The sequence below is a fragment of the Streptomyces sp. NPDC052036 genome, from assembly GCF_040680495.1.
Classification (GTDB): Bacteria; Actinomycetota; Actinomycetes; order Streptomycetales; family Streptomycetaceae; genus Streptomyces.
The window spans coordinates 26821-32828 of the sequence record NZ_JBFAWW010000054.1; the positions used below are offsets into that span (position 1 = coordinate 26821).

General features: G+C 72.3%; 4 protein-coding genes. All 4 read left to right on the top strand.

Annotation, left to right across the window (positions count from 1 at the left end):
* On the top strand, window positions 1–3438 hold a 3438-nt coding region (locus AB0L95_RS38810; RefSeq protein WP_365170861.1), incomplete at its 5' end, for an Rne/Rng family ribonuclease.
* Between the two features lie 343 nt (window positions 3439–3781).
* Entirely contained in the window at window positions 3782–4102 is a 321-nt protein-coding gene (rplU, locus tag AB0L95_RS38815; protein WP_164583905.1) for a 50S ribosomal protein L21, read from the top strand.
* A 14-nt stretch (window positions 4103–4116) separates the two neighbouring features.
* Window positions 4117–4371 carry a 50S ribosomal protein L27 gene (gene rpmA, locus AB0L95_RS38820; RefSeq protein WP_365170863.1) on the top strand — a complete coding sequence of 85 codons (255 nt, stop codon included), beginning with the start codon at window positions 4117–4119 and terminating at the stop codon, window positions 4369–4371.
* A 130-nt stretch (window positions 4372–4501) separates the two neighbouring features.
* Window positions 4502–5938 carry a GTPase ObgE gene (gene obgE / locus AB0L95_RS38825; RefSeq protein ID WP_365170865.1) on the top strand — a complete coding sequence of 479 codons (1437 nt, stop codon included), beginning with the start codon at window positions 4502–4504 and terminating at the stop codon, window positions 5936–5938.
* Window positions 5939–6008: the final 70 nt, after the last annotated feature.

Below are 6008 nucleotides of genomic sequence, written 5' to 3' on the forward strand. Positions count from 1 at the left end.
GCGGAGGGTGCTGAGGCGCCTGTGTCTGCGGTTGAGCCCCCGGCTGCCGAGGAAGTCGCTCCGGCGCGTACGCGTCGTCGTGCGTCGCGTCGTGCGTCCGCGCCGGCTGGTGCGCCCGCGTCCGCCGAGATCGTCGAGGCTCCCGCCGCCGAGGAAGCCGCCCCCGAGGCACCGTCGGCCGCAGAGGAAACCGCCCCCGAGGCTCCCGCCGCCGAGGAATCCCCCCGTCGTGCCCGTCGGCGTGCCACCCGTCGGGTGTCGGCGCCCGCGGACGAGACCGCCGCGGCGCCCGAGGAGGCGCCCGTGACCGCCGCCGAGCCCCCCGAGGCAGCGGCAGCAGCTCCGTCGCAGGCGGAGCCGGTCGCCGAGGAGGCCGCGCCGCGCCGCTCCCGCCGTCGCGTCGTGCGCAAGGCCGCCACTGGGTTCTCCGAGCCCGCGCGGTCCGCCGCCGACGAGTCGCCCGAGGCCGGGCAGCGCCCCGCGCGCCCCGCCGTGGCCGTCTTCCAGGCGCCGGTGTTCACCGAGCCGATGTTCCAGACCCCGGAGCGGGCCGCCGCCGCTGCCGCCGCCGAGGCCGCGGAGCAGCAGGAGACCGTCGAGGAGGAGCCGGCAGGCCAGCGCCGTCGCCGTCGTCGCCGCGGTGGTGACGAGGAGCCGGTGGTCGTGACGCCCGAGGCCGTCGACGAGGCGGAGGAGCCCGAAGAGCCCGAGGAGCCGGAGGAGTCCGCCGAGGCCGAAGAGGCCGAAGAGGCGGAGGAGAGCGGTTCGCGCCGCCGCCGCCGCCGTGGTGGCCGTCGCCGTCGTCGTGGCGAGTCCGCCGAAGGCGAGGACGCCGAGGAGCTCGCCGCCGAGCAGGCCGCGCAGGATGCCGAGGACACCGCCGAGCAACTGGACGAGGACGCCGAGGACACGTCCGAGGAGCACGGCGAGGAGTCGTCGGCCGGCGGCTCCAGCAGCAGCCGTCGCCGTCGTCGGCGCCGCCGCCGGGCCGGTGACACCGGCGTCGACGGCGAGGCGTCGACGGACGACCCGGAGCGCACGGTCGTCAAGGTGCGCGAGCCCCGTAAGAAGGACGAGCGCTCCGGTGACGCCGCCGACGAGGTGCAGTCCATCAAGGGCTCGACCCGTCTCGAGGCCAAGAAGCAGCGTCGCCGCGAGGGACGCGAGCAGGGCCGTCGCCGTGTGCCGATCATCACCGAGGCCGAGTTCCTGGCCCGGCGCGAGGCCGTCGAGCGCGTGATGGTCGTGCGGCAGAGCGGTGAGCGTACGCAGATCGGCGTCCTGGAGGACGGCGTGCTCGTCGAGCACTACGTCAACAAGGAGCAGTCGACCTCGTACGTCGGCAACGTCTACCTCGGCAAGGTGCAGAACGTGCTGCCGTCGATGGAGGCCGCCTTCATCGACATCGGCAAGGGCCGGAACGCCGTCCTGTACGCCGGTGAGGTCAACTTCGAGGCGCTCGGGCTCGCCAGCGGCCCGCGCCGCATCGAGAGCGCCCTCAAGTCCGGGCAGTCGGTCCTCGTGCAGGTCACCAAGGACCCCATCGGACACAAGGGCGCCCGTCTGACCAGCCAGGTCTCCCTCCCGGGCCGCTACCTGGTGTACGTCCCCGAAGGCTCGATGACCGGCATCAGCCGCAAGCTGCCCGACACCGAGCGGGCCCGGCTGAAGACCATCCTCAAGAAGATCGTCCCCGAGGACGCGGGCGTCATCGTGCGCACCGCCGCCGAGGGCGCGAGCGAGGAGGAGCTGCGCCGGGACGTCGAGCGGCTGCAGGCGCAGTGGGAGGACATCCAGAAGAAGTCGAAGAACGGCAACGCACCGACGCTGCTGTACGGCGAGCCGGACATGACCGTCCGGGTCGTGCGCGACATCTTCAACGAGGACTTCTCCAAGGTCATCGTCAGCGGTGACGAGGCATGGGAGACCGTCCACGGATACGTCGCGCACGTCGCGCCGGACCTGGCCGACCGTCTACAGCGGTGGACCAGCGAGGTCGACGTCTTCGCCACGTACCGGATCGACGAGCAGCTCGCCAAGGCGCTGGACCGCAAGGTCTGGCTGCCCAGCGGTGGTTCGCTGGTGATCGACAAGACCGAGGCCATGGTCGTGATCGATGTCAACACCGGCAAGTTCACCGGCCAGGGCGGCAACCTCGAAGAGACCGTGACCAGGAACAACCTGGAGGCGGCCGAGGAGATCGTGCGTCAGCTGCGGCTGCGCGACCTCGGTGGCATCGTCGTCATCGACTTCATCGACATGGTCCTGGAGTCCAACCGCGACCTGGTGCTGCGGCGCCTGCTGGAGTGCCTGGGCCGGGACCGTACGAAGCACCAGGTCGCCGAGGTGACCTCGCTCGGCCTCGTGCAGATGACCCGTAAGCGGGTCGGCCAGGGTCTGCTGGAGTCCTTCTCCGAGACCTGTGTCCACTGCAACGGCCGTGGCGTGATCGTGCACATGGACCAGCCGTCCGCCACCGGCGGCAAGCGCAAGAAGCGCGGCCGGGGCGGTGCCGAGGCCGAGCCCGAGACGCACGAGGCCGTGGCCGCGGAGGTCGAGGAGGCCGTCGAGGCGGCTCCTGCCCCCGCGCAGATCGAAGCCGAGGTGGCCGCCGAGATCGCGGCCCCGGCCGCCCTGCCGGAGCCGGCGTTCGCCCCGGACGAGGAGCTGTACAGCAGCGTCGCCGAGGCGGAGGCCGCGGCTTCCCGGGGCCGTTCGCGGCGCCGGGTGACCCGTCGGGCGTCGGCGCCCGCGGGTGCCCCGCGCAGCGAGGAGCGGGCGCCGAGGTCCCGTAAGGACGAGCGCGCTCCGAAGTCGCGGCAGGACGCCGAGGCGGAGCCGGCGGCGGTCGAGGACCCGGTCGTCGAGGCGCCCGCGCCGGCCGAGGAGGAGGCCGCGCCCAAGGGCCGTACGCGCCGCCGCGCGACCCGCAGGGCGTCGGCGCCCGCCGGTTCGCCCACGGAGGCCGTGGTGACGGTCGGCGAGGCCGCTCCGCAGGCCGAGGCCCCCGGCGAGACGCCTGTGGCGACCGTCGTGGCCGCCGAGGCGGTCGAGACGGCCGAGGCGCCCGTCGAGGCCGCGGCACCGGCCCGTCCGCGCCGTCGCGCCGTGCGCAAGGCCACCGCGCCCACCTCCTCCGAGGAGACGGCCGTCGTGGTCGTCCCGTCGGCGGCCGAGGAACCGGCTCCGGCCGGGGCGGCCGAGGCCGAGGCGGAGGAGTCCGCGCCCGCCAAGAAGGCGGCCCGCAAGACCGCCAAGACGGCGACGGCGAAGAAGGCCGCCACGAAGAAGACGACGGCCAAGAAGACGGCTGCCAAGAAGACCGTCGCGAAGAAGACCACCGCGAAGAAGGCGGCGGCCAAGAAGACGGTCGCCAAGAAGACGGCTGCCGCCGAGCAGCCGGCTCAGCCGACGGTCTCGGTGACCACGGAGGACTGACTCCACCGACCGTTCCACGGTCACGGCATCGCACGGCGGCGGCCCGCCCCGGTATCTCCCGGGGCGGGCCGCCGCCGTGCGCGATGCGCCGTCAGCGCGGCTGCTGCCGCGATCCCCGAGGAGTCGCTGCCGTCGCCGGGCCGCTTCGTATGTCGACAGGCCGAGCCCGGTTTGACCCGCCAGGCCCGCCCCCGTAACCTGGACCGTCGGCGTGTCCACTGATGCGCCACATCCCCGTAAACCTCTTCCTTCCGGGCGCCGGGCGCCTCGGGAGAGGCCGTCTGCGGTGCGGTCGGCTGGACTGCGGGGGTGCCGTTTCCCGAGTGATGAGAGTGAGATCCGCGTGTACGCCATCGTGCGCAGCGGTGGTCGCCAGCACAAGGTTGCTGTCGGCGACATCGTTGAGGTTGACAAGATTTCCACTGCCCAGGTTGGCGACACGGTCGAGCTCTCGACCCTGCTCGTGGTCGACGGCGACGCCGTGACCAGCGACCCGTGGGTGCTGGCCGGTATCAAGGTCCAGGCCGAGGTTGTGGACCACCACAAGGGCCAGAAGATCGACATTCTGCGCTACAAGAACAAGACCGGCTACCGCCGTCGGCAGGGCCACCGCCAGCAGTACACGGCGATCAAGGTCACGTCGATCCCCACGGCTGCGAAGTAAGGGACTGAGAAGAGATGGCACACAAGAAGGGCGCATCGTCCACCCGGAACGGTCGCGACTCCAACGCCCAGCGGCTCGGTGTGAAGCGCTTCGGCGGTCAGGTCGTGAACGCGGGTGAGATCCTGGTCCGCCAGCGCGGCACCCACTTCCACCCGGGCTCGGGCGTCGGCCGCGGCGGCGACGACACGCTGTTCGCGCTGCAGACCGGTGCGGTGGAGTTCGGTACCCACCGCGGCCGCAAGGTCGTGAACATCGTCCCGGTCGCCTGAGACAGCCCCTATCGGGCTCAGGCGCCCCGGAGCGTTGCGTGAGGCGGACCTCACTTCCCGGTCGGGAAGGCGGGTCCGCCTTTCGCTTGTTACACACAGCACACCCCGTACCTTCTGGAGGCACTGAACCATGACCACCTTCGTGGACCGCGTCGAACTCCATGTCGCCGCGGGTAACGGAGGCCACGGCTGTGCCTCCGTACACCGCGAGAAGTTCAAGCCGCTCGGCGGCCCCGACGGGGGCAACGGCGGCAGGGGCGGCGATGTGATCCTCACCGTCGACCAGTCCGTCACCACGCTTCTCGACTATCACCACTCCCCGCACCGCAAGGCCACCAACGCCAAGCCCGGCGAGGGCGGCTTCCGCTCCGGCAAGGACGGCCAGGACCTGGTCCTGCCGGTGCCGGACGGCACCGTCGTGCTCGACAAGGCGGGCAATGTGCTGGCCGACCTGGTCGGGCACGGGACGTCGTACGTCGCCGCCCAGGGCGGTCGCGGCGGCCTCGGCAACGCGTCGCTGGCCTCGGCCCGCCGCAAGGCGCCCGGCTTCGCGCTGCTCGGTGAGCCCGGCGATCTGCAGGACATCGTGCTGGAGCTGAAGACGGTCGCGGACGTGGCCCTCGTCGGCTACCCGAGCGCGGGCAAGTCCTCGCTGATCTCCGTGCTGTCCGCGGCCAAGCCGAAGATCGCCGACTATCCGTTCACCACCCTCGTCCCGAACCTGGGCGTGGTCACCGCGGGCGAGACGGTCTACACGATCGCCGACGTACCAGGGCTCATCCCGGGCGCCAGCCAGGGCAAGGGGCTCGGCCTGGAGTTCCTGCGGCACGTCGAGCGGTGCAGCGTGCTCGTGCATGTGCTGGACACGGCCGCCCTGGAGTCCGACCGCGATCCCGTCTCCGACCTCGACATCATCGAGGAGGAGCTGCGGCAGTACGGCGGCCTGGACGGCCGGCCGCGGATCGTCGTCCTCAACAAGACCGACGTACCGGACGGCAAGGACCTGGCCGAGATGGTGCGGCCGGACCTGGAGGCGCGCGGTTACCGCGTCTTCGAGGTGTCCGCCGTGGCCCATCTCGGGCTCAAGGAGCTGTCGTTCGCCCTCGCCGACCTGGTTGCGAGGGCCCGCGCCGCCAAGCCGAAGGAGGAGGCCACCCGGATCGTGATCCGGCCGAAGGCCGTGGACGACGCGGGCTTCACGGTGACGCGCGAGGACGACGGGCTGTTCCGGGTGCGCGGCGAGAAGCCCGAGCGCTGGGTGCGGCAGACCGACTTCAACAACGACGAGGCCGTCGGCTACCTCGCCGACCGCCTCAACCGCCTCGGTGTCGAGGCGGAGCTGATGAAGGCGGGCGCCCGGTCCGGCGACGGCGTCGCCATCGGACCCGAGGACAACGCGGTCGTCTTCGACTGGGAGCCGACGGTCACGGCGGGTGCGGAGATGCTCGGCCGACGGGGTGAGGACCACCGGCTCGAGGAGGCGCGGCCCGCCGCGCAGCGGCGCAGGGACCGGCAGGCCGAGCGGGACGAGGCGCTCCAGGAGTTCGAGGACTTCGAGCCGTTCTGACGGGCGGCGGGTTCCGCGGGACCCACGGATCGGTAGCAGGGCCGGGGTGGTGGCCGTACGGACGGCCACC